The sequence below is a fragment of the Marinobacter sp. genome (genome assembly GCF_044799475.1).
Classification (GTDB): domain Bacteria; phylum Pseudomonadota; class Gammaproteobacteria; order Pseudomonadales; family Oleiphilaceae; genus Marinobacter.
On record NZ_CP085217.1, the window covers coordinates 2,545,611 to 2,568,408 of the forward strand.

The window sequence follows — 22,798 nt, forward strand, 5'->3', positions numbered from 1 at the left end:
CTGCGACCGCTCATTCGTAATCGTTTTTTTTCTTTTTCCAGTCGTCCTCATGCAGGAAATTGTCCCATTCCCTGTCGAGCCGGCTCTGCTTTTCATCGGTTCCGGCTTTTTCGCCGTTAGCAAGGGAGTGCTCAAGCTCCTTTATGCGGGTACGGAAGCTTTTGACCGCTTTGACAGCCATGGGATTGTCCTGCGATTTACCCAGTTCCGTGCTGGCCAGATGATAGGCATGGATGGCCTTGCGGATTTCGTTCTGCCGGATGTGTTCCCGCGCCTGGTACACGTGCATGTCAGCGTGCGTCTTGTGAATCAGAAACAGAACATGTTTGAGATTTTTCTTCGCGGTGGCACTATCGATCCGGCCGCTCTTCTGGAGGGCTTCAATCATCTTGAACAGGTTCTGCAACAGCTCCTTGACGTAAGCTGACTTTTCCGGGGAATCGATTTTTGTGGGCACGTTTTCATCGGTTCCATCGATCACCTGCTGTTTCAGCGCCCTGGCGTCGGCGCGCCATTTACTCACCGGCAGGTCTGCCCGCAGGCTCTCAAGCTCCCGGCAGATTTCCTCGATCCGGCCGGCAAGCAGCAACTTGAGCTCCCGGGTGAGGTACTGGTCCGGAATTTCATCAAGCAGCCGGTGCGCACGGTTGTATGCGTCTTCAAGCGCAGTGATCCTCCGCACCCGCTCAATCCTGGCCCGCTCGCGCATCTGGCTGATGACGATTATCCCAATGGAGACAGCTACGATAAGCGCTAAAAAGATGATGATTGTCGTGGTATCCATGCTGCTTGAAGCTACCTCGGCTATGGATGGAAGCAGTTGATCCAGGCCCAGGGGAAGGCCCGCAAGTATCCGGAAGACTAGCAGAAAAACACCCTGTTAGCCGGCTTTACAGTGTTAAGGTTTGCAAATGTCTGCCATTCCCGGGGCGCAGCTGTTGCTGTCGGAATCTTTCCATAATTTTCCTTTATTGATAGAGTCCCCTGCATTCAGAACATCAATAACCAGGGCGGATATCAGGGCATGGACATTTCACGGGTTGACCTTAATCTGCTGGTCTATCTCGACGTTCTTCTGCGGGAAAAAAACGTCACCAAAGCTGCCACCCACATGGGCATCACCCAGCCAGCCATGAGCAATGGCCTGCGGCGCCTGAGGGACCTTTTCGGCGACCCTCTGCTGGTAAGAACCAGCGAGGGAATGACGCCGACAGAGCGTGCCTCCGAGCTGCAACCGCTGGTGAGACGCATCCTGTCGGATATAGAGCAGGCGGTGCAGCAAAAAACGCCCTTTTCCGCATTCGAAAGCCAGAGAGTGTTCCGCATCATGGCCAGCGATTACGCCGAGTCGTGCCTGATGCCCAGGGTGCTGAGGCGCATCCGTCAGGAAGCGCCCCAGGTTACCCTGGATGTGCTCACTCCCAGCGATGTCAGTTTCCTCGACGTGGAGCAGGGCAGGCTGGACATGGCCATCAACCGTTTCGACAAGATTCCCCAGTCATTTCACCAGAAAACCCTCTGGACCGAGTATTTTGCCTGTCTGATGAACGCCCGCAATCCTATCCTGCGTGATCCCTTTACCCTGGAAACCTATCTGGGCGCCAGTCACATCTGGGTGAGCAAAACGGGCTTTGGCGTTGGCGTGGGCGTCAATCCAAAGGATGTTCAGCGCCTGGGCTGGGTGGACGAGGCTCTCTCGCGTATGGGACGAAAACGTCAGATTTCAGTATTTACCCGGCACTATCAGGTAGCGATGCTGCTCGCCGAGCAGCATGATCTCATCGCCACGCTTCCCAGTCGTGCTGCCTGGCTGCAAAAGGACAATCCGGGCCTGGTGGTCAAGGTTCCGCCTTTTGACATTCCGCCTTTCGAGCTCAAAATGGCATGGAGCCCGCTGCTGCAGCATAACGCGGACCACCAGTGGCTCAGGCGGCTGGTCGTCGAAGTGGCCGAGGAGGTAGACCAGGAGTTTGCGCCCTTTGGCACACAGTTTGAAGCCTCCGGGATGCCGGGAAGGCTTTCGTCAGAGCGGTAGTTGCCGCAGCTCCGGGGAAGGGCTGGCGGCATCCCACATGCGCTGGAAGCCCTGCTGCAAACGCCTCACGTGACCTGGCGCGGCAAATTTTGCAAACCCCTCCGGTTTGTCGAACCTGTGCCGGTATACCAGGGCCTCCCGGTCGGCGATCATGAAGGGCTGTTCTTCCCGCGGGTGATCCGGGCTGATCAGCCGCAGTTCCATACTGCTGGGCAGCCGGCGCATCAGCTCAACGAGCTGGTGTCGGCGCTTGACCAGTGGTCCGTCATCGTGAACAAGCAGCCGCACATCACTCAGACGATGGCGTCTGGCAATGGCTGACAGTATCTCCCGCAGACGAAACCGGTCGTAAAGGTCATGGCTCAGCAGCCGGTCATACAGCCAGAGTCGCTGCCGTGCCTGGCCCGCCACCGAATCGGTCAGGTCCCTCAGGCTTCGCTCATCTTCACAGAACCAGGCTTCCGGGTCCCTGCCGTAAATCATCGGCCAGGCTTTGTGTTCCAGTTGTCCGGCCACCATGGCCGGCGCGAGACACCGCATATCCACATGGGGGATGCCTGCGTCGTCATAGGGGGAGGAGCAGACGTGGAAACCGGACTGCTCGTAAAACCGGATGGCCTGCTCCTGGGCGGAGAGGTAGATGTCTTCAAAATCTCCGGCAGCGTCTGCCACCATGTGCCGGAGGAGTTGCCGTCCGTATCCCTGGCCCCGGTATTCAGGCAACACCGCCATACGGCCGATCTGGGCGGTTTCCGTAACAGAAGGATAGAGCCGCGCCACGGCGATGGGCCTGTCGCCGTCGGTGGTCGTCAGGTAGTGGTCGGCGATGGCGTCCGTATCATCCCACTCAAGTGCAACTGGAACCTGCTGTTCTTCGACAAAGACTTTCTGGCGGATATCACGGACAGCCCCGGGGGCGTTCTGCCAGCTGTATCTGCGAATGGCCGGGACGCCGGTGCCTGGTTTCATTCTCGCTGACCCTCCTTCCTGCTCCCGCAGCGGTCGTTGACGTAACCTTTAGTCATCCTGCCGGTTATTCAAGGTACAGGTGACCCTGATTGATCAGAGTGTTGATCAGCCCGCCCAGCGCGGGGTCCTGCGCAAAGCCGGCGATGGCGGAACCTTGTGTCCGGTTGCCCCGGCAGAGCAACGGGCCCAGTGCCCGGGCTTCGCCCCGAAGGATGAACTGCTCGCCGTCAACAAACAGGGCAGTCTCATCGTCAAACTCATGATAGGCAAAACGTGAACCTTCGTTCCAGCGCAGAGCAGCGCCTCCGGCCAGCTGTTCCCGGGTTTCATCCGCCGTCAACGCGGGTTCGGCGGGCACAATCATGTCGGGATTTTTCGGAGCCGTGGAAAACTGGCCGAACCAGAGAGCAATCTGGCGAGGGTCCGTCATCCGGCGTGCGATCAGTTCCTGCAGACGCAGAATGACATCGGTGGATATCGCACCCGGGTTGTCGGGGCACTGAAGATCCGGGTCCGAAAGGTGGGCTCCGGCATCGGGCTGGTTGCAGAGATAGTCCGAGAAGCCGGTCAGAAGATCGTCAATTGTCGGCGCCCTGAAACCCACGGACAGGGTAATGCAGTCATCCTCGGCCACGCCGTGATGGCCAATGCCAGGGGGAAGGTAGAGCATGTCGCCGGGCGCCAGGGTGACGGTTTCTGCCCCCTGCCAGTCAGACAGTATGCGCAGCGGCGTACCCTCGACACGGGAGGCTGTCTCATCGCACTGACCGCCGAAAGTCCAGCGTCGGTGCCCCTGGGCCTGAAGCAGAAACACATCGTACTGGTCAAAGTGCGGACCCACGCTGCCCCCGATGGGGGCATAGCTGGCCATGATGTCATCCAGCCGCCAGTTGGGCACGAAGCGGAAGTGTTCCAGAAGGTCTGCCACGTCGGGCACCCAGTGATCCAGCCCCTGCACCAGAAGGGTCCAGTGGCTTTCCGGTAGCTGGCTGAAACGCTCAGGATCAAAAGGCCCATTGTAGAGCTGCCAGGGCTTGCCCTTGTCGTTTTCAATCACGATGCGGGATTCCACGGCCTCTTCACAGGCCAGCCCCGCCAGTTCGTCGGCGCTGACCGGGCTGCCCATGCCTGGAAAAGCCTGTCGTATCACCAGTGGCTTTTTCTGCCAGTAATTGCGCAGAAACTCATCGGCTGCCATGCCCCCCGGAAGCTTCATTGCTCAGATCGCCCTGGCCTGGGCGGCGGCGTTGCCGGTATAAGTGGCAGGGGTCAGCGCCATCAGCTCTTCTTTTGCGGCATCCGGTATATCGAGGGAAGAGACAAATGAATGGATGAGTTCCGGTGTCATGGTCTTGCCGCGGGTAAGCTCCTTGAGTTTTTCATAGGGCTTTTCGATGCCGTAGCGCCGCATGACGGTCTGGATGGGCTCCGCCAGCACTTCCCAGGCGTGAACCAGGTCTTCATTAAGGCGCGCCGCGTTGATTTCCAGCTTGCCCAGACCCTTGAGCGTCGCCTCGTAGGCGATCATGCTGTGAGCAAAACCAACCCCGAGATTGCGCAACGCGGTGGAATCGGTGAGATCCCTCTGCCAGCGCGAGATCGGCAGTTTGCTGGAAAGGTGGTTGAACAGGGCATTGGCGATGCCCAGGTTGCCCTCGGAGTTCTCGAAGTCGATGGGATTGACTTTGTGGGGCATGGTGGAGGAGCCCACTTCGCCTTCCACCGTCTTCTGTTTGAAATAGCCCAGTGAAATATAGCCCCAGATATCCCGGTTCAGGTCGATCAGGACGGTGTTGAACAGAGCGAGGCTGTCATAGAGCTCCGCAATGTAGTCATGGGGCTCAATCTGGGTGGTGTAGGGATTCCAGATCAGTCCCAGGCCTTCCACGAAATCTTTCGCGTTCCTTTCCCAGTCGACAGAAGGGTAGGCCGAGATATGGGCATTGTAGTTGCCTACCGCGCCGTTGATCTTGCCCATCAGCTCGGAACGGCCGATTTTGCGCATCTGCCGCCGCAGCCGATGCACCACATTCGCCAGCTCTTTGCCAACCGTGGTCGGGGAGGCCGTCTGGCCGTGTGTGCGGGCCAGCATTGGCTGATCTGCGTGCTCGTGAGCCAGTTCCGCGAGTCTGTCCGCCAGTCGGTCCATCACAGGCAGCAAACCCTGGTGCAAGCCTTCATGAAGCATCAGGGCATGGGACAGGTTGTTGATGTCCTCCGACGTGCAGGCAAAGTGGACAAACTCGGTGACTGCGTGCAATTCCGGGGTGCTGGCAATCTTTTCCTTGATGAAATACTCGACCGCTTTTACGTCGTGATTGGTAGTACGCTCGATGGCCTTGATGGCTTCTGCATCCGCCAGGCTGAAACCACTGACGATCTTATCCAGCACACTGGTGGCGGCGCTGGAGAACTCCGGCACTTCCGCAATCCCGGGGTGAGCGGCAAGCTTCTGCAGCCAGCGGATCTCGACGGTTACCCGGTTTCTGATCAGGCCGTATTCGCTGAATATTTCCCGCAGGAGGCGGACCTTGTCGCCGTAGCGGCCGTCGACCGGGGAAATGGCAGTCAGGGCGGTGAGTTCCATCAAAAACCTCTCAAAATCGTAGCTGTCGAAGGTGCGGTAGTTTACATCACACACACGCCGGATTCAGTGATAAACCGATTGATTCGCCTGTTCAGCCAGTTCCCGGGCCTTGGCGACAATTCTCTTGCGGAAGAAGATCAGGTGCCAGCGGCGGCCACCGGTCTGACGCCAGAGTACAGCTGAACGGATGCCCGCCAGCAGCAGGGCGCGGACCCTGGCAGCATTGTCTTCCATCTGGAGTTTGTTGGGATCACCGGAGACCTGGATTCGCAGCTTGAAGGTGCTGATGGTGTCGGTGTAAATGGACGCGAGGTTTTTGATCAGGTTGCCGTGGGTATAGCCAAAATGGCGGGCCGTGTGGCGGGCCTGTTCGATACGGCTGGAAATGACGTCCAGCATGTCCGGCTGACTCTTGAGTCTGGCTTCCAGCTGGATCAGATTGAGGCCATAACGGAGAATGTCCACATCCTCCCGCCGGCTCTGCTCGCTCAGTACGCTCACCAGGGCGGCAAGTCCCTCCCGGAGATCCTTCAGGTCGCCATAGACTGCCAGCGTGGAATCCGGCTCGGTGGCGAAAAGCGAGCGCACACTGGTTTCCAGGGAGGATTCGGCACACTGGCCCTGATGCGCCACCTGCTGGACAAGGGTCGCGGCCTGGAATACCCCGGCAAGGGCGAGGGTCTGGTCATGGAGAGATCGGCTCAAGAGGGACTGCCTGCGGTTTCAGTGGCTGTTGCCAGAGCCGGCGCGGCTTCGCCGTCGCGCCAGGTCTGTTCGATCACGCCGCCGCCAAGGCAGAGGTCGTCCAGGTATAGCACCAGCGACTGACCGGGGGTTACTGCCCGCTGGGGCTCGTCAAAGACAACGTGCAGCCCTGTGGTGCAGACCGTCACTTCGCAGGGCTGATCCGGCTGACGGTAACGGGTCTTGGCCTTGCAGCGGAAGGACCCAGCGGGCGGCTCACCGGCAATCCAGTCAGCCGGCCCGGTGGTCAGTCCCCGGGAGAACAGAAGCGGATGCTGTTTCCCCTGAACCGCAATCAGGACGTTGCGGGTGAGGTCTTTTTCTGCCACATACCAGGGCTCATCGCCGAATTCGCTCAGGCCGCCAATGCCAAGCCCCTGGCGCTGCCCGATGGTATGGTACATCAGCCCCTGGTGGCGACCGATGATGCGGCCATCCGGGGTCTCAATGTTGCCTGGCTGGGCGGGGATATACTGTTTCAGGAAGTCCCGGAATTTGCGCTCACCGATAAAACAGATACCGGTGGAATCCTTTTTGTCGTGGGTTACGAATCCCTGGTCGGCGGCAATCCGGCGCACCACGGGTTTTTCGATTTCGCCAACCGGAAACAGGGTGCGAGCGATTCTCTCACCAGAGACGGCATGCAGGAAATAGCTCTGGTCCTTGTTTGGATCCAGACCCTTGAGCAACTCAGCCCGGCCCGAGCCGTCATTGAGGGGGCGCTGGCGGGCATAATGCCCGGTGGCGATGTAATCAGCGCCCAGGGTGACGGCGTAGTCCAGAAAAGCCCGGAATTTGACCTCTTTGTTGCAGAGGATGTCCGGGTTTGGCGTGCGGCCGGCCCTGTATTCGGAAATGAAATGCTCGAAAACCCGATCCCAGTATTCTGCCGCAAAGCTGGCAGTATGCAGGGTAATGCCCATGCGGTCCGCCACGGCCTGAGCATCCGCCAGATCGGTCATGGCGGTGCAGTATTCGGTGCCGTCGTCTTCGTCCCAGTTCTTCATGAACAGGCCTTCCACCGCGTAGCCTTCCGCTTTCAGCAGCCAGGCTGCGACGGAGGAGTCAACGCCACCGGACATGCCAACAATGACGCGGGTCTGGGAATGGGGTTTGATCATCTTGAAGCCAGATTAGCGGGTTTGCCCAGTCGTTTCGACACGAACGCCGGGAAATTCCCGGCAGGTGCCGGAGTTTATCACTTTCAGTCGTTCCGTGCCTGCTGCTCGACCAGAACATCAAGCGGGTAGCGGCGGCCTTTTCGGTAATCCTCTATGCACTCGAGAACCAGCGGGCTCCGCAGGGAGTCGCGCCTGTCCCGGACTTCTTCAGGGGTCAGCCAGTGGGTCGTGATAATTTCTGTGTCCAGCTGATCGGTGAGCTTCTCAAGGGCGCGGGCCGCAAAGCAGAAACGGTAATAGGTAACGCCATTGGCGGGTGCCACGAAGGTGTAGACTCCCAGCAGGTAATCCAGGTCGACCCGCCAGCCGGTTTCCTCCAGCGTCTCCCGGCAGGCTGCCGTCAGAATGGATTCGCCTTCTTCCACGTGGCCTGCCGGCTGGTTCAAAACCACCTTGCCGCCACTGACCTCTTCCACCAGCAGAAATCTGCCCTGGCCATCCTCAATAACCACAGCCGCTGTAACGTGTGGTGTCCATGTCATCTTCGTCTCCCTTTTCCGCCGTGAGCGCTGCCAGGTCTGCCTGCGGCTGTCGATCCTGTCCGCCTGGTACGTGGTTTTCCGGGTTTTTCCCGGGGCAGGTGCAATTCGAGGCTGCGCCATGCACCCGGCGCAAGGTTATCCAGTGTCCACTCCCCGATACCATAGCGAATCAGCCGCAGGGTAGGAAAGCCTACCGCCGCAGTCATGCGCCTTACCTGACGGTTTCTGCCCTCAGTGATGATGAGCTGAAGCCAGCTTGTGGGTATGGACTTGCGCTCACGGACCGGCGGATTTCGTGGCCAGATCTCCGGCGCCGGGATGGAGCAGGCTGCTGCCGGCAGCGTCATGCCGTCCTTGAGCTCTACGCCCTTTTCGAGTCTGTCCAGCGCCTCGTCTGATATCTCGCCTTCTACCTGAACCCAGTAGGTTTTTGACATTTTGTGCTCAGGTGAGGCGATTCTGTGCTGTAGCTGGCCTTCATCTGTCAGCAGGACCAGACCCTCGGAATCATAGTCCAGCCGGCCAGCCGGATACACGCCTTCCAGCGGAACGAAGTTCCCGAGGGTGGCGCGGCCCTCCCGGTCGGTAAACTGACAGAGCACGTTGAAGGGTTTGTTGAGCAAAACCAGGGTGGCCATGGTCAGGCAGGCTCCGGGGTGGTGTGTGGATTAGAACCGCAGGGCTGTTGCGCAATGGGTGGTCGCCGTCAATACTATTAAAAAAACAGCCGGTTCACTATGGAGCCTCTGGTCTGCAGGGCAGCCGGGGATCGGCCGGGTGATCTGAGTCAGTCCGGGACCCCTCGTTTTTCCGCCCACTGCCCCCATGGAAAGTACAGTCAATGCTACCTTCATGCAGGGCTGCGATGCCTGGGGGAAAGCAGCCAGAGTCATGCCAACATGGAGACAGATATGGGATTCGAGAAGATAGTGGTGCCTGAGGACGGAGACAGGATAACGGTCAACGCGGATCTTTCGCTGAATGTTCCAAATCATCCGATTATCCCGTTTATTGAAGGCGATGGTGTGGGTGCTGATGTCACCCCGGTCATGCAGAAAGTGGTGGATGCAGCTGTCCGGAATGCCTATGGCTCGAAACGTAGTATTTCATGGATGGAGGTCTACGCCGGAGAAAAAGCAACAAAGGTTTACGGTCCCGACAGCTGGATGCCGGAAGAAACCCTGGATGCCCTCAGGGAATTCCCTGTTGGCATAAAAGGTCCGCTGACCACACCGGTAGCGGAGGGTTACAGGTCCCTGAACGTGTACCTGCGCCAGCAGCTGGACCTTTACGCCTGTGTGCGGCCTGTTCGCTACTTCAAGGGCGTCCCCAGCCCCGTAAGCCATCCGGAGCTCACCGACATGGTGATCTTCCGGGAGAATTCCGAGGACATCTACGCAGGCATAGAATGGAAGGCGGACTCGGACGAGGCGAAAAAAATGATCCGCTTTCTTCGGGAGGAAATGGGTGTCACCAGTATCCGTTTCCCCGAAACCTGTGGCATTGGCATCAAGCCCGTTTCAAAGGAGGGTACCCAGCGGCTCGTGCGAAAGGCCATCCAGTTCGCCATAGATCAGGACCGGTCTTCCGTTACCCTCGTCCACAAGGGCAACATCATGAAATACACCGAGGGCGCCTTCAAAAACTGGGGTTACGAGCTGGCTGCGGAGCGGTTTGGCGCGGAGCCTCTTGAGGGTGGGCCCTGGCACACCATGAAAAACCCGAACACCGGCCGCGAAATCATCATCAAGGATGTCATTGCCGACGCCTTTCTCCAGCAGATCCTGTTACGGCCGGACGACTACAGCGTCATCGCCACCCTGAACCTCAACGGCGACTATATTTCGGACGCCCTGGCGGCGGAAGTAGGCGGCATAGGAATTGCGCCCGGAGCAAACATGGGGGGATCCGTTGCGAATTTTGAAGCTACCCATGGCACGGCGCCCAAATACGCCGGTCAGGACAAGGTCAACCCGGGTTCCCTGATCCTCTCTGCCGAAATGATGCTGCGGCATATTGGCTGGGATGAAGCTGCGGATCTGATCATAAAGGGAATGGAAGGTGCGATTGCGGCGAAGACGGTGACCTACGATTTTGAGCGCCTGATGCCTGATGCCACGTTGCTCAAATGTTCGGAGTTCGGGGACGCGGTGATCGGAAAAATGGAGGGCTGACCCGGAGCCAGCAGGAGATCACCCGGTAACCGGCTGATCTCCTGCTGGCGCGAGCGTGTCAGCCCATTGCGGTCCTGTTCTGCAGGCGGTAATCAACCGACCCTTCCTGCTGCTGCGGCGCAGCGGCAGGCGATTCCTGCTTCTGGGACTGTTCAAGGGGAACGATGTTTACAGCGTGTATACCTTTTTCACCAGCCTTTTTGTCAAAGGTGACGGGCTGGCCGGCTTTAAGGGTCTTGTAGCCATCCATCTGAATGGATGAGAAGTGGGCAAACAGATCATCGCTGTAGCCATCTTCGATCACAAAACCGTAACCCTTGGCGTTGTTGAACCACTTTACCTTGCCATTTGGCATGTCGAACTCCTTGTCCAGGTTGACCTGATTGTCTTGCTTGTTCGTATTACGTTCAGGCAAATTGCCTGTTATGCCTCGGGACGGGTAACGCTCTGTGGTCTCCGGACGTTACCGCTCCTGTCACAACCTGGCTGGTACTGCCTGTCGCCATTCAATGTCCAATGGTTTATTGATACATTGTGATTACCACTTTTGAGTATTATTTCATCAGAGTCAAGAGTGTTTTCGGTCGTCTTGCCTAAAGTTGATTGTAGTCAAATAAAGACGGGTTTCGGCAGTCAGTTTCCCGGGCTTCCTCTGGAGCTTCTGCTTGGAACTCTGATGGGAGCTCTGGTTGGAATTGCCCCTCAGGCGTTATGATGAACCAAACGGCCTGCGCTCCTTGAAATAGGGAGGGCGGGGAACCATCTTATGATTCAGACGGCGAAATTCGGCAAGTAATGATGCGGACTATCAGAAATTCTCTACTAGTATTAAATCAGGGGAGCAGCGGGGAACCGGGACGGCAGGACGATGTCCAAACAGCATCCGGTAAACCTGCCCTGAAGCGTCCCGCACGGTTCAGGGTCATGTTGCTGAACGACGATTACACGCCCATGGACTTCGTAGTGGAAGTCCTGATGACTTTTTTCGGTATGAATGAAGAAAAGGCGACGCAGGTGATGCTGCTCGTCCATACGCAGGGAAAAGCCGTATGTGGGGTATACACCCGAGACATCGCGGAGACGAAAGCAGCACAGGTGAACCAGTACTCTTCCGAGTGCGAACATCCGCTGCTATGCGAGATTGAACGTGCGGACTGATAAACCTTGGGGTGGCACATGCTAAGCAAAGATCTTGAAATTACCCTGAACACCGCCTTTAAAAATGCGCGTGACAAGCGTCATGAATTCATGACGGTCGAGCACCTTTTGCTGGCATTGCTGGACAATGAGTCAGCGGTGGGTGTACTGAAAGCCTGTGGCGCTGACCTCCAGCGTCTGCAGGACGAACTCATTGAATTCGTCGACTCCACAACACCGCTGATCCCAGGCAGCGACAGTGAGCGAGAGACGCAGCCTACGCTGGGCTTTCAGAGGGTACTGCAGCGCGCGGTTTTCCATGTGCAGTCCTCCGGCAAGAAAGAGGTGACCGGCGCCAACGTGCTTGTTGCCATTTTCAGCGAACAGGAGAGCCAGGCGGTTTACCTGCTGAAGAAACAGAGCATTGCCCGTATTGATGTGGTGAATTTTGTTTCCCATGGTATTTCACGGGTGCAGGGTGCGGAAGATCAGGAGGGCGCCGACCAGGCAGCGCAGGACGAGGCTGCCGAGGAAAACGGCGGCTCCAGGCCCCTTGAGAGTTACGCCACCAATCTGAATGAACAGGCCCGTCAGGGCCGGATCGACCCGCTGATTGGCCGTGAGCATGAGGTTGAACGGGTGGTTCAGATTCTGGTGCGGCGCCGCAAGAACAACCCGCTGCTGGTGGGGGAAGCCGGTGTCGGCAAGACTGCGATCGCCGAGGGCCTTGCCCGCCGCATCGTTGATGGCCAGGTGCCGGAGATTATTTCTGACGCCGTAGTCTATTCGCTGGACCTGGGCGCACTGTTGGCTGGCACCAAGTACCGGGGCGATTTTGAAAAACGTCTCAAGGGATTGCTGGCAGAGCTGAAGAAAGAGAGGCACGCGATCCTCTTCATTGATGAGATCCATACCATCATCGGTGCCGGTTCCGCATCCGGCGGGGTCATGGATGCATCCAACCTGCTCAAGCCCATGCTGAGTTCCGGTGAGATCCGCTGCATCGGTTCCACCACCTTCTCCGAATTCCGGGGGATCTTCGAGAAAGACGCGGCTCTGGCGCGCCGGTTCCAGAAAATTGATGTGAACGAGCCCAGCGTCGAAGATACTTATCAGATCCTGAAGGGCCTCAAGCCCCACTTTGAGAAGCACCACGATCTCAAATACACGGACAAGGCCCTGAGAGTGGCCGCGGAACTGGCTGATCGCTATATCACCGATCGCCACCTGCCGGACAAGGCCATAGACGTCATCGATGAGGCTGGTGCGCGCCAGCGTCTGATGCCGGCGGCCAAGCGCAAGAAAGTGGTTGGGGTATCGGCCATCGAGGATGTGGTTGCGACCATAGCCCGGATTCCGCCGAAGAATGTCTCCAGCAGCGATAAGGACCTGCTGCGTAACCTGGAGCGGGACCTGAAAATGGTTGTCTTCGGCCAGGACAAAGCGATCGAATCCCTGTCTACCTCCATCAAGCTGGCCCGCGCCGGCCTGAAGGCGCCGGAGAAGCCGGAGGGCGCGTTCCTGTTCGCCGGCCCCACCGGTGTGGGCAAGACCGAGGTCACGCGTCAGCTGGCCAAGGTTCTGGGTATCGAGCTGCTGCGTTTTGACATGTCCGAGTACATGGAGCGCCATACCGTATCACGGCTGATTGGTGCGCCTCCCGGCTATGTCGGCTTCGACCAGGGCGGTCTGCTGACCGAGTCCGTCAACAAGCATCCGCACTGTGTGCTGTTGCTGGACGAGATCGAAAAGGCCCATCCGGAAGTCTTCAACCTGCTGCTGCAGGTAATGGACCACGGCACCCTGACCGATAACAATGGTCGCAAGGCAGATTTCCGCCACGTGATTCTGGTGATGACCACCAACGCAGGGGCGGAAAACATGGCGCGACGCTCTATTGGTTTCAGCGAGCAGGACCACAGCACCGACGGCATGGAGATTATCACCAAGACCTTTACTCCGGAGTTCCGCAACCGGCTGGATGGCATTATCCAGTTCGCCGATCTGCAGAAGGACACCATCACCCACGTGGTGGACAAGTTCCTCACCGAGCTGCAGGCGCAGCTGGACGAGAAGCATGTTGTTCTGCATGTGGAAGACGAGGCCAAGCATTGGCTTGCGGAGAAGGGTTATGATGTCACCATGGGTGCCCGCCCGATGGGACGCCTGATTCAGGACAAGATCAAGCGGCCGCTGGCGGAGCAGATACTCTTCGGCAGTCTCTCGGAGAAGGGCGGTGAAGTGTACGTCAGGCTGGAAAATGACGAGCTGGTATTTGAGTACGAGAGCGAAGCGGCAGAAGCTGTCTGACCCTCGTTCATTGAGGACGTCCGCTCTTTAAAGCAGTGAAAAACAGAAAAGCCACGGCCTGAAAACCGTGGCTTTTCTGTATTCCGGAAAGCAGAAAGCCCCGCAGTGCGGGGCTCCTGATGATAAAACTGCCGGTCTTAACGGGCGCGGTACACAATGCGTCCCTTGGACAGGTCGTAGGGTGTCAGCTCGACCTTGACCTTGTCTCCGGTGAGAATCCGGATGTAGTTTTTGCGCATTTTGCCAGAAATGTGTGCAGTCACCACATGACCGTTCTCCAGTTCGACCCGGAACATGGTGTTTGGCAGGGTATCAAGGATAGTCCCTTCCATTTCAATAGCATCAGATTTTGCCATTCAGTAAAAACCTCATTTAGTCATGGTATGCCGGGGCGGGTGGTTAAGGACATCGAGACAGACGCCGGAAGGCCGGCAAATCGATGAAATACCCCAGTGCGTTCGCTTTAAACGTCGAATTCTGCCTGAATCAGCGCCGTTTGGCAAAAGGTCCCGCCCCCGGATACGCGTTCAGCAGGATTAGAGTTTCAGTTTTATTCTTCCGGAAGAGTCTGCCATCGGCCATCCAGAAGGGCTTCAACGGGACGGAATCGCGTCTTGTAGCTCATTTTACGACATTCGCGGATCCAGTACCCCAGATAGACATGTGGCAGGTTCCGCCTGCGGGCTTCTTCGACCTGCCACAGAACGGCCAGGGTTCCCGGGCTCCGGCCGTCTTCGCCCGGCTCGAAAACCGTGTAGATGGCCGACAGGCCATCATCAAGCAGGTCGATCACTGCCAGGCCAATGAGCCGGGTGTCCTTGCGCATTTCCAGAAACCAGCTTTCTGTTCCACCTTCGACCAGAAAAGAGCCAAATTGTTCCCGTGATGGCGGGTACATGTCGCCGTCGGCGTGACGTTCCTCAATGTATCTGGCGTAGAGGCCGTAATATTCATCGGAAAGGCGGGCGGGGACGAGATTGAACCTGAGATCCTCGTTGCGCCGCCACACCCGTCGCTGGGAACGGTTGGCCCTGAACCTGCCGGCATTGAGCCGGACAGGGATACAGGCATTGCACTGTTCGCAGTGAGGGCGGTAGAAGTGTGACCCACTGCGCCGGAAACCCAGGGCCGTCAGCTGGCTGTACAGCCTTTTGTCCACTCGGGCTCTTGGGTCGACAAACATGGTGGTGGCTTCCCTGTCCTCCAGGTAGCTGCACTCATGGGGCGGTGTCGCAAAAAATACGAGCGTTTTCAGGCTGCTCATAGGCCAAACCTCAACCCGGTTCTTCGAGTGGTATTTCAGTTGGTGCCGGAATCCGTTCCTGCCCCAGGCCAGCGCCACTGCATCCGCCATGAGGTATGCGCCGGAGCAGCGTCAACCTTCGACTCCAGTATAGATAAAAATTCCCTCCGTGGAATGCTACGGGCGCCCATGGTAAGCAGATGATGGCTCTCCACCTGGCAGTCCATCAGCGCATAGCCCCACTCTTCAAGCTGCCGGGCAATATGAATCATCAGCACCCTGGAGGCATTGGTCTCAAGGGAGAACATGGATTCGCCGAAAAAACAGCGACCCAGAGCAATCCCGTAAAGCCCGCCGACCAGTTGCCCTGCGTCATTCCAGGCTTCAAAGGAATGGGCAATGCCAAGGCGATGCAGACGGTTATAAGCCGCCTTCATGTCCTGGGTGATCCAGGTTCCCTCGCTGCGGGTGTTGGCGCAGCGTTCTATCACGCCGCTGAAATCCTCGTCTGAGGTGACCCGGAATGGTCGCCGGTTCAGGGTCCTGCGCAGGCTCCGCGAGACATGGACTTCCCGGGGAAAGAGCACACAACGCGGGTCTGGCGACCACCAGAGGATGGGCTGCTCATCGGAAAACCAGGGAAAAATGCCGTTGCGGTAGGCAAGAACGAGCCGCTCCGGACACAGGTCGCCTCCAAGGGCAAGCAGGCCGTCCGGATCCTCAAGGGCTTCCTCAGGGTCAGGAAACCAGAGCTGATCCGGATCCAGCCAGGGGAGGGATGTCATGCTGTGTCATTCAGCCGAAAGCAGCTGGGCATGGTGATCAAGGAACTTTTCCGCGTCCAGTGCAGCCATGCAGCCAAAGCCGGATGAAGTAACCGCCTGACGGTAGACGTGATCAGCAACATCGCCGGCAGCGAATACTCCGGGAATGCTGGTCTGGGTGGCCATGCCTTCCAGACCGGAGCGGATTTTGATATAGCCGTTTTCCATCTCCAGCTGACCCTGAAAGAGTTCCGTGTTGGGCCGGTGGCCAATGGCGATAAACACGCCGGTCAGTTCGATATCCCGGGTGCCGCCGTCTGCCACGTTGCGAATGCGCATGCCGGTAACGCCGGTATTATCACCAAGGACCTCATCCAGGGTGTGATTCCAGACCAGGTTCACGTTGCCGTGTTCGGCCTTTTCAAACAGCTTGTCCTGGAGAATTTTTTCCGCCCGCAGGGTGTCGCGGCGGTGCACCAGGGTGACCTCAGCAGCAATGTTGGAGAGGTAGAGAGCTTCCTCGACCGCCGTGTTGCCGCCGCCGATCACGGCCACTTTCTGTTTTTTGTAGAAAAAACCGTCACAGGTCGCGCAGGCCGACACGCCTTTGCCCTTGAACGCTTCTTCCGAATCCAGCCCCAGATACATGGCGGAGGCACCGGTGGCTATGATCAGCGCGTCACAGGTGTACTCGCCGCTGTCGCCCTTGAGACGGTAGGGGCGATCGTTGAGATCTGCTTCGTTGATGGTGTCATAGACGATTTCGGTTTCGAAACGCTCGGCATGCTTGAGCATGCGCTGCATAAGCTCCGGGCCCTGAACACCGTCGTTATCCCCGGGCCAGTTATCAACATCGGTGGTGGTGGTCAGCTGGCCGCCCACTTCAATGCCGGTGATCAGCGTTGGCTTGAGGTTGGCGCGGGCAGCATAAACCGCAGCAGTGTAGCCGGCAGGGCCGGAGCCAAGAATAATCAGGCGGGAATGCTTGCTCTGGGTCATGGTCGCTCTCTCGTTTCGGATACTTTAACCGGTCACGAGGGCCATCATTGACACCCCGCCGTGACCGTCCGGCAAATAGGTTGTGCAGCCTAACATGGCTGCGGGCCTTTGCCATTTGATTGAAGCAATTCGGATCATTGAACCGGGCTATCTACTCGATAACGGAAACCGATTGAAGCAGCTGTCGCACCCGGTCGCCACTTTTGCCGGATTCTCCCTGCTCAAGGCGGTGCTCGGCAACGGCCGGGAACACGGCCTGGATATCATCAGGCAGCACGTGGTGGCGGCCGTTCATCAGGGCCCATGCCCTTGCTGCTCTCACCAGCCCCAGGCCCGCCCTGGGCGAAAGGCCATAGACCAGGCCGGGCATGCGGCGGCTCTGTTCAAGCAGGCGCTGAACGTAATCCAGCAGGGCGGGGCTGGTGGTGACCCGGGCAACGCCCTGTTGCAGGCTACCCAGGTCGGCCTGGCTGATCATGGCCTGCATCCGGGATGTCAGCTCCCGGCGGTCCTCGCCCTCAAGCAGCGCCCGCTCCGCTGAAGGATCAGGATACCCCAGGCGAAGCCGCATCAGAAAGCGGTCAAGCTGGGATTCGGGCAAGGGCCAGGTGCCACCCTGCTCCAGGGGGTTCTGGGTGGCGATCACAAAGAAGGGAGCCGGCAGCGGCCGGGTTTGACCCTCAATGCTTACCTGTCGTTCCTCCATGGCTTCCAGCAACGCACTCTGGGTGCGGGGAGAGGCCCGGTTGATTTCATCGGCCAGCACCACATGGGCAAAAATGGGCCCAGGATGGAACACAAGGCTGCCGGCCTGTTTGTCATAGATGGAGAATCCCAGTACATCCGCGGGCAACAGATCATTGGTGAACTGTATTCGCTGATAGCTTAGCCCAAGCACCTTCGCCAGAGCATGGGAAAGAGTGGTTTTACCCATGCCCGGAATGTCTTCAATCAGCAGATGGCCCTGGGCCAGAAGGCAGCACAGGGCAAGTCTCACCTGCTCGTCCTTGCCCAGAAGTATTTCATTGAGCGTGGCCACGGTGGCGTCTGTCAGTTTTTTCATGGTTCTTTCAGTCCCTGACACGACGGAGAATGTCACCAAAAGCATCGATTCGTCTGTCCCGGAAATGGGGCCAGATGCGGCGGATGGTTTCGCTGCGGGCCCGGTCGAGCTCGACCATCAGCACTGTTTCGGTGTGATCGTCCGCCCGGGCCAGAAATTCGCCCTGGGGGCCACAGATGAAACTGTTGCCCCAGAACAGAATGCCGTCTCCCTGACCGGAGGGGTCGGGCTCTCCGCCCACGCGGTTTGGGGCGATAACCGGAAGGTTGTTAGCCACCGCGTGACCCCGCTGGACCGTGACCCAGGCCTCCAGCTGGCGCTCGCGCTCTTCCGGGTCGTCCGTCATGTCCCAGCCAATGGCCGTGGGGTAGATCAGCACCTCCGCCCCCGCCAGCGCCATCAGGCGTGCGGCTTCCGGGTACCACTGATCCCAGCAGACCAGCACCCCGAGGCGGCCAACGGAAGTGTCTATCGGGGTAAAGCCGCTGTGGCCATCGTTCCGTACGGCGTCCCCCGGAGTGAAGTAGAATTTTTCATAGAACCCCGGGTCATCCGGGATATGCATCTTGCGGTAGGTGCCGGCGATGCTGCCGTCCCGCTCAAACACCACTGCCGTGTTGTGATAGACGCCGTTCATCCGGCGTTCGAAGATGGAGCCCACCAGTACAATCTTCAGCTCCGCAGCCAGGCCGGCCAGGTAATCGCTGGAAGGGCCGGGGATGGGTTCGGCAAGCCCGAAAACCTCTGCGTCTTCTGTCTGACAGAAGTAGAGAGTGGTGTGCAGCTCCTGCAGAACCACCAGTTCCGCGCCCTTTTCGGCCGCTTCCCGGATCAGGCGTTCCGTGATCGCAAGGCTGGTCTGCTTGTCGCTGCTGCATGTCTGCTGAACGGCAGCTATTTTCAGGTTTCCGGAAGCGGAGTGGTCGTCTCTTGCACGGGTCATGGCTGAATTACTCCGGCAGGAAGCTGCATGGTGACACAGTGCAGACTGCCATGCTGTGCCACCAGCGGTCGACACTGGATGGGAATGATTTCGCGGTCCGGGAAAATTTCCCCCAGGATGCGGATGGCTTCGGCATCCTGAGGCACATCGTAGACCGGCAGAAGCACCGCGTGGTTGATGATCAGAAAATTCGCATAGGTTGCGGGCAGCCGCTCGCCATCCTCGCCATAAACCGCGTCCGGCCAGGGCAGGGCGGTCAGGCGATAGGGTGCACCGTTCTCCTGCTGGAACTGATGGAGTTCCTCCTCCATGGCCGCAAGGGCGCCGTAGTGCTCATCTTCGGGCTGGTCGCAGCGCACATAACAGATATGGTCGACCGCGCAGAAGCGCGCAAGCGTATCAATGTGGCTGTCTGTGTCGTCTCCGGCCAGGTAACCATGATTCAGCCACAGAACCCGCCTTACACCCAGAAGTTCTCCCAGCATCTGTTCGATGCCCGTGCGGTCAAAGCTCGGATTTCGGGTCGGGGTCAGCATGCATTCGCTGGTGGTGAGCAGAGTGCCAGCGCCATCAGACTCCAGAGAGCCGCCTTCCAGAACAAAATTGACCGGAACCAGCGGCGTGTCGCCAAAGCAGCCTTTTTGGGCAAGTGCCTTGTTCAGGGCGTCATCCTTCCCGAAAGGAAACTTGCCGCCCCAGGCATTGAAGCGGAAATCCAGCAGCTGCTGGCCTTCGGATCCAGACACCGCGATGGGTCCGTGATCCCGGGCCCAGGTGTCATCTGCCGGTGTCGCAACAACCAGGGCTCGGCCAGGCAGCCCTTCATCGGCTGCGTAACTGTTCAGGCCATGCTCCAGCTGCTTCACCCGGGCGGGATCTTCACAGCTGACCAGCAGATGTTCATATCGGAGGACCGCGCGGGCAATGCTGTGGAAGACCGGTTCAACCTGGTCCAGAACACCGGACCAGTCTGTTCCTGAATGGGGCCAGGTCAGCATGACAGCGCTCTGGGGCGCCCACTCGGCTGGCATAAGCTGTGTCGTGCTCAAGTCGCAAGTACCTTTTTGAATCTTTTCTGAAACCGTTGTAAAGCTCTTTTCAGGAGGAACGCTTCGGTTTTACGACGGAGTGTATGACTCTGTCGTGCTCAAAGTACACGACAAACCCTTCATAAAACCAGGCGGTGATTGGCGGTTCTCCTACTGGTCCCTTAATGCCTTCGGGCCTGCCAAGCTTTTCCGCTACAGCCTCTTTGGTCTGCCCGCGGCGGGGCAGCTCCAGGGATGCCCGCTCACTGGACTGGGCAACAGGAAGGGCCTGCCGCGGGTTCTGCTCACTGGCGAGGGTGGTCAGAGGCAGGCTGGCTGTCAGCAGCAGAGCCGTCGCGCCAAAGAAGATGTGGGTTGTTTTTCGCATGGTCAGGTAACTCCTGGCTTCTGTTTTTCTGTGGATAAACGCCGATCTTAAAGAATCCGGGCGCCGGGCTCACGAATTAATATTCGCGGAATTCAGATTTGTCCGGATTCATTCTGCTGACGATGACGGATTTGCAGTCTCATGATATGACGGGCAATCTGCTGGCGATCGCTTTCAGGGAGCTGGGTAAATTCTGCGTGATACAGCGGATCGTCACCCTCGCCGCTGGAGATTTCAATGACCCGGCCAACGGCTTCGGGCCTGAAAAGCTCAGGGGGCAGAGTCATTCTGAGGGCTACCAGGTCACCAACAGCAAAGGTGCCTGCGGGGGCATGAAAGGCAATTCCGCCCTCGCTGAGGGTGACCTCCTGCCATGCGTCCGGTTGCAACGGATTTTGCTCAAGGGCCATAATGCGCGCCAGAATATCGATCTTGCCATTGAGAGACTTGAACAGCATGCCCAGCAGGCGGTCTTTTTCGGCGAGAGCGATTGTCTGATTACGAACCTCCAGATCAAGCCGTTTCAGTTCGGCGCGCAGGCCATCCAGGTGACCTTCATCGAACGGATCGCTGCCATCCTCCCGGTCCGGTGGGAGTTTTCTGAATTCGAGACCAATCCGGTCATTAATGCGAAAATAGTCGCGACGGTCTTCCGGTGAATTAGCGCTCATCAAGCCTCGCATGAATATGTATGATTTTTTGGCATAAGTTTAGCAGCTTCCCGTCGTCTGTGTGGCGTCCGGGAGGTCCGATGAGAACCCGGGAAGCGGCAGGTCCCAGATCATGTTCAAACCTTTATCGCTTTACGTCGGCTTGCGGTACACCGCGGCAAAACGACGCAATCATTTCATCTCATTTATCTCCCTGACGTCCATGATTGGACTGATGCTGGGGGTGGCAGTGCTGATTATAGTGCTTTCCGTCATGAACGGCTTTGACCGTGAGCTCAAACAGCGCATCCTGGGCATGGTGCCGCATGCGGTGATCCGTGGCGACGAAGTGCTTGAGGACTGGCAGAGAGTGGACCGCATCGCCACTGAACATGCTTCCGTTATTGCAGCAGCGCCTTTCGTGCAGGGGCAGGGCATGGTGACCGGTGGCGGTAATGTGCGGGGAATCCTGTTGAACGGTGTTCTGCCCGAGGAGGAGCGGGCCGTTTCGATCATCGAGGACCACATGATCGAGGGTGAGCTGGGGAATCTGAAACCCGGCGAGTTTGGCATTATCGTGGGCAAGCTCATGGCGGCGAGCCTGCGCCTGCAGATTGGCGACAAGGTTACCGTGGTCATGCCTGAGGCCACCGTTACCCCGGCAGGTGTGCTCCCCAGGCTGAAGCGCTTTACGGTGAAGGGTGTTTTCAGTGTGGGTGCTGAGCTGGACGGCAACTACACACTGGTCCACATGGCGGATGCCGCCACCCTGATGCGAACCGGGGGCAAGGCCCACGGCGTACGCCTGCTGCTGGATGATCTTTTCAAGGCCCCCAGAGTGGCGAGGGAAGTGGCCCAGGACATGAGCGGTCGTTTTCTGGTCTCTGACTGGACCCGTACCCACGGCAATCTGTTCCAGGCCATTCGCATGGAGAAGACCATGATCGGCCTGTTGCTGATGTTCATTGTGGCGGTGGCGGCGTTCAATATCGTGTCCACTCTGGTCATGGTGGTTACCGACAAAAAAGCCGACATTGCGATCCTGCGCACCATGGGCGCTACGCCCGGCCGCATTATGCGGATATTCATTGTTCAGGGGGCGGTGATTGGAATTGTCGGCACCCTGGTCGGCATGACCCTCGGGGTGCTCGGTGCCATGAATATAAGCAGCTTCATCAGCTGGCTTGAGGCCGTTCTGGGGCACCAGTTCCTCAGCGCCGATGTCTATTTCATAAGTTATCTGCCATCCCACCTGCAGTGGCAGGACGTCTTTATCATTACCGGAGCGGGTCTGGCCATGAGCCTGCTTGCCACCATCTATCCTGCCTGGCGCGCGTCCCGCGTCGATCCCGCGGAGGCACTGCGTTATGAGTAACACCGAGCACGCCCAGGCAGCCCGAAAGCGAATCATCGAGTGTGAGAGGATCACCCGGAGCTACAACGAAGGGCCCGGCAAACTGACCATCTTCTCGGACATTTCCCTCAAGGTTAATGCCGGGGAGACCGTTGCCATCGTGGGAAGTAGCGGTGCAGGGAAGACCACACTGCTCAATCTTCTTGGCGGCCTGGACAAGCCCTCCTCCGGCCAGATTGCCATCTGTGGTGAAGACATCCATCGCATGAGCGAGGCGGGCCGGGCAAGATTCCGCAACCGCTATCTGGGTTTTGTCTATCAGTTTCATCACCTGCTGCCGGAGTTCAGCGCCCGGGAGAATGTCATGATGCCCTGCGTTCTCGGTGGCATGTCTACCAGGGAAGCGTCCCGCCGGGCAGAGGCTATCCTGGGGGAGGTAGGTCTGAAAGACAGGCTGGCTCACAAGCCCGGTGAGCTTTCCGGTGGCGAGCGCCAACGGGTGGCTATAGCCCGGGCTCTGGTCAATGAGCCGGACTGTGTCCTGATGGATGAGCCCACGGGCAATCTGGACGACCGGACGGGCGAGAGTGTTCGCAGGCTGATTGAGTCTCTGCGGGACCAGCTTGGCATAGCGTTTGTGGTGGTTACCCACGACATGGGCATTGCAAAGAGCCTGGGCAGGGTGTTGCGGCTGGAACGCGGCGAACTGGTCGAAGAGAGTTCCTGATTACCTGGCCGGCATCCGGT

General features: G+C 58.3%; 24 protein-coding genes. 6 read left to right on the forward strand and 18 right to left on the reverse strand.

Translation table 11 applies throughout. The annotated features are described in order from the left end of the window. Positions 1-10 precede the first annotated feature (10 nt). On the reverse strand, positions 11-784 hold the full coding sequence (locus LG327_RS11795; RefSeq protein WP_404362025.1) for a hypothetical protein: 774 nt from the start codon (positions 782-784) through the stop codon (positions 11-13). A 240-nt stretch (positions 785-1,024) separates the two neighbouring features. Here LG327_RS11795 and LG327_RS11800 point away from each other — a divergent pair, with 240 nt between their 5' ends. Then, on the forward strand, positions 1,025-2,035 hold the full coding sequence (locus tag LG327_RS11800; protein WP_404362027.1) for a LysR family transcriptional regulator: 1,011 nt from the start codon (positions 1,025-1,027) through the stop codon (positions 2,033-2,035). On the opposite strand, the gene LG327_RS11805 is transcribed toward LG327_RS11800, so the two are convergent. From LG327_RS11805 to LG327_RS11835, 7 genes are all read right to left on the reverse strand, one after another. Continuing rightward, positions 2,024-3,004: a GNAT family N-acetyltransferase gene (locus LG327_RS11805; RefSeq protein ID WP_404362029.1), complete on the reverse strand. Its 981-nt coding sequence runs from the start codon at positions 3,002-3,004 to the stop codon at positions 2,024-2,026. The genes LG327_RS11800 and LG327_RS11805 overlap by 12 nt on opposite strands. Positions 3,005-3,068: 64 nt before the next feature. Continuing rightward, entirely contained in the window at positions 3,069-4,220 is a 1,152-nt protein-coding gene (locus LG327_RS11810) for a JmjC domain-containing protein (protein WP_404362031.1), read from the reverse strand. A 3-nt stretch (positions 4,221-4,223) separates the two neighbouring features. Further along, on the reverse strand, positions 4,224-5,591 hold the full coding sequence (gene purB, locus LG327_RS11815; RefSeq protein WP_404369387.1) for an adenylosuccinate lyase: 1,368 nt from the start codon (positions 5,589-5,591) through the stop codon (positions 4,224-4,226). Positions 5,592-5,654: 63 nt separating this feature from the next. Continuing rightward, the gene (gene hflD, locus LG327_RS11820) at positions 5,655-6,296 is read right to left on the reverse strand and encodes a high frequency lysogenization protein HflD (protein ID WP_404362033.1); all 642 of its coding nucleotides are present in this window, start codon (positions 6,294-6,296) and stop codon (positions 5,655-5,657) included. Next, positions 6,293-7,456 (reverse strand): tRNA 2-thiouridine(34) synthase MnmA, encoded by a 1,164-nt coding sequence (gene mnmA, locus LG327_RS11825; protein WP_404362035.1) that lies wholly within the window; start codon positions 7,454-7,456, stop codon positions 6,293-6,295. The genes hflD and mnmA overlap by 4 nt, the downstream gene beginning before the upstream one ends. An 83-nt stretch (positions 7,457-7,539) precedes the next feature. Beyond that, positions 7,540-7,998, reverse strand: coding sequence for an NUDIX hydrolase (locus tag LG327_RS11830; protein WP_404362036.1), 459 nt, complete (start codon positions 7,996-7,998; stop codon positions 7,540-7,542). Beyond that, positions 7,995-8,636, reverse strand: coding sequence for a pseudouridine synthase (locus LG327_RS11835; protein WP_404362038.1), 642 nt, complete (start codon positions 8,634-8,636; stop codon positions 7,995-7,997). The genes LG327_RS11830 and LG327_RS11835 overlap by 4 nt, the downstream gene beginning before the upstream one ends. A gap of 273 nt (positions 8,637-8,909) precedes the next feature. Between LG327_RS11835 and icd the strand changes: the two genes are divergently transcribed. Beyond that, entirely contained in the window at positions 8,910-10,172 is a 1,263-nt protein-coding gene (gene icd, locus LG327_RS11840; RefSeq protein ID WP_404362040.1) for an NADP-dependent isocitrate dehydrogenase, read from the forward strand. A 58-nt stretch (positions 10,173-10,230) separates the two neighbouring features. Here icd and cspD read toward each other — a convergent pair whose 3' ends face one another. Further along, positions 10,231-10,527 (reverse strand): cold shock domain-containing protein CspD, encoded by a 297-nt coding sequence (gene cspD, locus LG327_RS11845; protein ID WP_404362041.1) that lies wholly within the window; start codon positions 10,525-10,527, stop codon positions 10,231-10,233. 443 nt (positions 10,528-10,970) lie between these two features. Here cspD and clpS point away from each other — a divergent pair, with 443 nt between their 5' ends. Both clpS and clpA read left to right on the forward strand, forming a co-directional pair. Then, a complete protein-coding gene (gene clpS, locus LG327_RS11850; RefSeq protein WP_404369389.1) occupies positions 10,971-11,330 on the forward strand; it encodes an ATP-dependent Clp protease adapter ClpS in 360 nt (119 codons plus the stop codon). Between the two features lie 18 nt (positions 11,331-11,348). Further along, entirely contained in the window at positions 11,349-13,619 is a 2,271-nt protein-coding gene (gene clpA / locus LG327_RS11855) for an ATP-dependent Clp protease ATP-binding subunit ClpA (protein ID WP_404362043.1), read from the forward strand. Positions 13,620-13,756: 137 nt separating this feature from the next. On the opposite strand, the gene infA is transcribed toward clpA, so the two are convergent. The 9 genes from infA to LG327_RS11900 all read right to left on the reverse strand — a co-directional run bounded on the left by infA (position 13,757) and on the right by LG327_RS11900 (position 20,718). Beyond that, positions 13,757-13,975, reverse strand: coding sequence for a translation initiation factor IF-1 (infA, locus tag LG327_RS11860; protein ID WP_404362045.1), 219 nt, complete (start codon positions 13,973-13,975; stop codon positions 13,757-13,759). Between the two features lie 194 nt (positions 13,976-14,169). Then, positions 14,170-14,883 carry an arginyltransferase gene (locus tag LG327_RS11865; RefSeq protein WP_404362047.1) on the reverse strand — a complete coding sequence of 238 codons (714 nt, stop codon included), beginning with the start codon at positions 14,881-14,883 and terminating at the stop codon, positions 14,170-14,172. Between the two features lie 35 nt (positions 14,884-14,918). After that, positions 14,919-15,647 (reverse strand): leucyl/phenylalanyl-tRNA--protein transferase, encoded by a 729-nt coding sequence (aat, locus tag LG327_RS11870; RefSeq protein ID WP_404362049.1) that lies wholly within the window; start codon positions 15,645-15,647, stop codon positions 14,919-14,921. Between the two features lie 6 nt (positions 15,648-15,653). Further along, entirely contained in the window at positions 15,654-16,625 is a 972-nt protein-coding gene (trxB, locus tag LG327_RS11875; RefSeq protein WP_404362051.1) for a thioredoxin-disulfide reductase, read from the reverse strand. A gap of 151 nt (positions 16,626-16,776) precedes the next feature. Further along, the gene (locus LG327_RS11880; protein ID WP_404362053.1) at positions 16,777-17,688 is read right to left on the reverse strand and encodes an AAA family ATPase; all 912 of its coding nucleotides are present in this window, start codon (positions 17,686-17,688) and stop codon (positions 16,777-16,779) included. 7 nt (positions 17,689-17,695) lie between these two features. Continuing rightward, entirely contained in the window at positions 17,696-18,631 is a 936-nt protein-coding gene (locus tag LG327_RS11885; RefSeq protein ID WP_404362055.1) for a carbon-nitrogen hydrolase, read from the reverse strand. Beyond that, positions 18,628-19,629, reverse strand: a complete 1,002-nt coding sequence (locus tag LG327_RS11890) for an agmatine/peptidylarginine deiminase (RefSeq protein WP_404369392.1) — start codon at positions 19,627-19,629, stop codon at positions 18,628-18,630. The genes LG327_RS11885 and LG327_RS11890 overlap by 4 nt, the downstream gene beginning before the upstream one ends. A 100-nt stretch (positions 19,630-19,729) precedes the next feature. After that, positions 19,730-20,047: a hypothetical protein gene (locus LG327_RS11895; protein ID WP_404362057.1), complete on the reverse strand. Its 318-nt coding sequence runs from the start codon at positions 20,045-20,047 to the stop codon at positions 19,730-19,732. Positions 20,048-20,139: 92 nt separating this feature from the next. Next, complete coding sequence (locus tag LG327_RS11900; protein ID WP_404362059.1) at positions 20,140-20,718, reverse strand: PilZ domain-containing protein; 579 nt, start codon at positions 20,716-20,718, stop codon at positions 20,140-20,142. A 112-nt stretch (positions 20,719-20,830) separates the two neighbouring features. Here LG327_RS11900 and LG327_RS11905 point away from each other — a divergent pair, with 112 nt between their 5' ends. Both LG327_RS11905 and LG327_RS11910 read left to right on the forward strand, forming a co-directional pair. After that, positions 20,831-22,072, forward strand: coding sequence for a lipoprotein-releasing ABC transporter permease subunit (locus tag LG327_RS11905; protein ID WP_404362061.1), 1,242 nt, complete (start codon positions 20,831-20,833; stop codon positions 22,070-22,072). After that, on the forward strand, positions 22,065-22,778 hold the full coding sequence (locus LG327_RS11910; protein WP_404362063.1) for an ABC transporter ATP-binding protein: 714 nt from the start codon (positions 22,065-22,067) through the stop codon (positions 22,776-22,778). The genes LG327_RS11905 and LG327_RS11910 overlap by 8 nt, the downstream gene beginning before the upstream one ends. Positions 22,779-22,798 lie beyond the last annotated feature (20 nt).

Coding starts and splice junctions, on each gene's coding strand:
- LG327_RS11795 (WP_404362025.1), bottom strand. CDS start 784: ATGGATACCACGACAATCATCATCTTTTTAGCGCTTATCGTAGCTGTC.
- LG327_RS11800 (WP_404362027.1), top strand. CDS start 1,025: ATGGACATTTCACGGGTTGACCTTAATCTGCTGGTCTATCTCGACGTT.
- LG327_RS11805 (WP_404362029.1), bottom strand. CDS start 3,004: ATGAAACCAGGCACCGGCGTCCCGGCCATTCGCAGATACAGCTGGCAG.
- LG327_RS11810 (WP_404362031.1), bottom strand. CDS start 4,220: ATGAAGCTTCCGGGGGGCATGGCAGCCGATGAGTTTCTGCGCAATTAC.
- purB (WP_404369387.1), bottom strand. CDS start 5,591: ATGGAACTCACCGCCCTGACTGCCATTTCCCCGGTCGACGGCCGCTAC.
- mnmA (WP_404362035.1), bottom strand. CDS start 7,456: ATGATCAAACCCCATTCCCAGACCCGCGTCATTGTTGGCATGTCCGGT.
- LG327_RS11830 (WP_404362036.1), bottom strand. CDS start 7,998: ATGACATGGACACCACACGTTACAGCGGCTGTGGTTATTGAGGATGGC.
- LG327_RS11835 (WP_404362038.1), bottom strand. CDS start 8,636: ATGGCCACCCTGGTTTTGCTCAACAAACCCTTCAACGTGCTCTGTCAG.
- icd (WP_404362040.1), top strand. CDS start 8,910: ATGGGATTCGAGAAGATAGTGGTGCCTGAGGACGGAGACAGGATAACG.
- cspD (WP_404362041.1), bottom strand. CDS start 10,527: ATGCCAAATGGCAAGGTAAAGTGGTTCAACAACGCCAAGGGTTACGGT.
- clpS (WP_404369389.1), top strand. CDS start 10,971: ATGCGGACTATCAGAAATTCTCTACTAGTATTAAATCAGGGGAGCAGC.
- clpA (WP_404362043.1), top strand. CDS start 11,349: ATGCTAAGCAAAGATCTTGAAATTACCCTGAACACCGCCTTTAAAAAT.
- infA (WP_404362045.1), bottom strand. CDS start 13,975: ATGGCAAAATCTGATGCTATTGAAATGGAAGGGACTATCCTTGATACC.
- LG327_RS11865 (WP_404362047.1), bottom strand. CDS start 14,883: ATGAGCAGCCTGAAAACGCTCGTATTTTTTGCGACACCGCCCCATGAG.
- aat (WP_404362049.1), bottom strand. CDS start 15,647: ATGACATCCCTCCCCTGGCTGGATCCGGATCAGCTCTGGTTTCCTGAC.
- trxB (WP_404362051.1), bottom strand. CDS start 16,625: ATGACCCAGAGCAAGCATTCCCGCCTGATTATTCTTGGCTCCGGCCCT.
- LG327_RS11880 (WP_404362053.1), bottom strand. CDS start 17,688: ATGAAAAAACTGACAGACGCCACCGTGGCCACGCTCAATGAAATACTT.
- LG327_RS11885 (WP_404362055.1), bottom strand. CDS start 18,631: ATGACCCGTGCAAGAGACGACCACTCCGCTTCCGGAAACCTGAAAATA.
- LG327_RS11890 (WP_404369392.1), bottom strand. CDS start 19,629: ATGCTGACCTGGCCCCATTCAGGAACAGACTGGTCCGGTGTTCTGGAC.
- LG327_RS11895 (WP_404362057.1), bottom strand. CDS start 20,047: ATGCGAAAAACAACCCACATCTTCTTTGGCGCGACGGCTCTGCTGCTG.
- LG327_RS11900 (WP_404362059.1), bottom strand. CDS start 20,718: ATGAGCGCTAATTCACCGGAAGACCGTCGCGACTATTTTCGCATTAAT.
- LG327_RS11905 (WP_404362061.1), top strand. CDS start 20,831: ATGTTCAAACCTTTATCGCTTTACGTCGGCTTGCGGTACACCGCGGCA.
- LG327_RS11910 (WP_404362063.1), top strand. CDS start 22,065: ATGAGTAACACCGAGCACGCCCAGGCAGCCCGAAAGCGAATCATCGAG.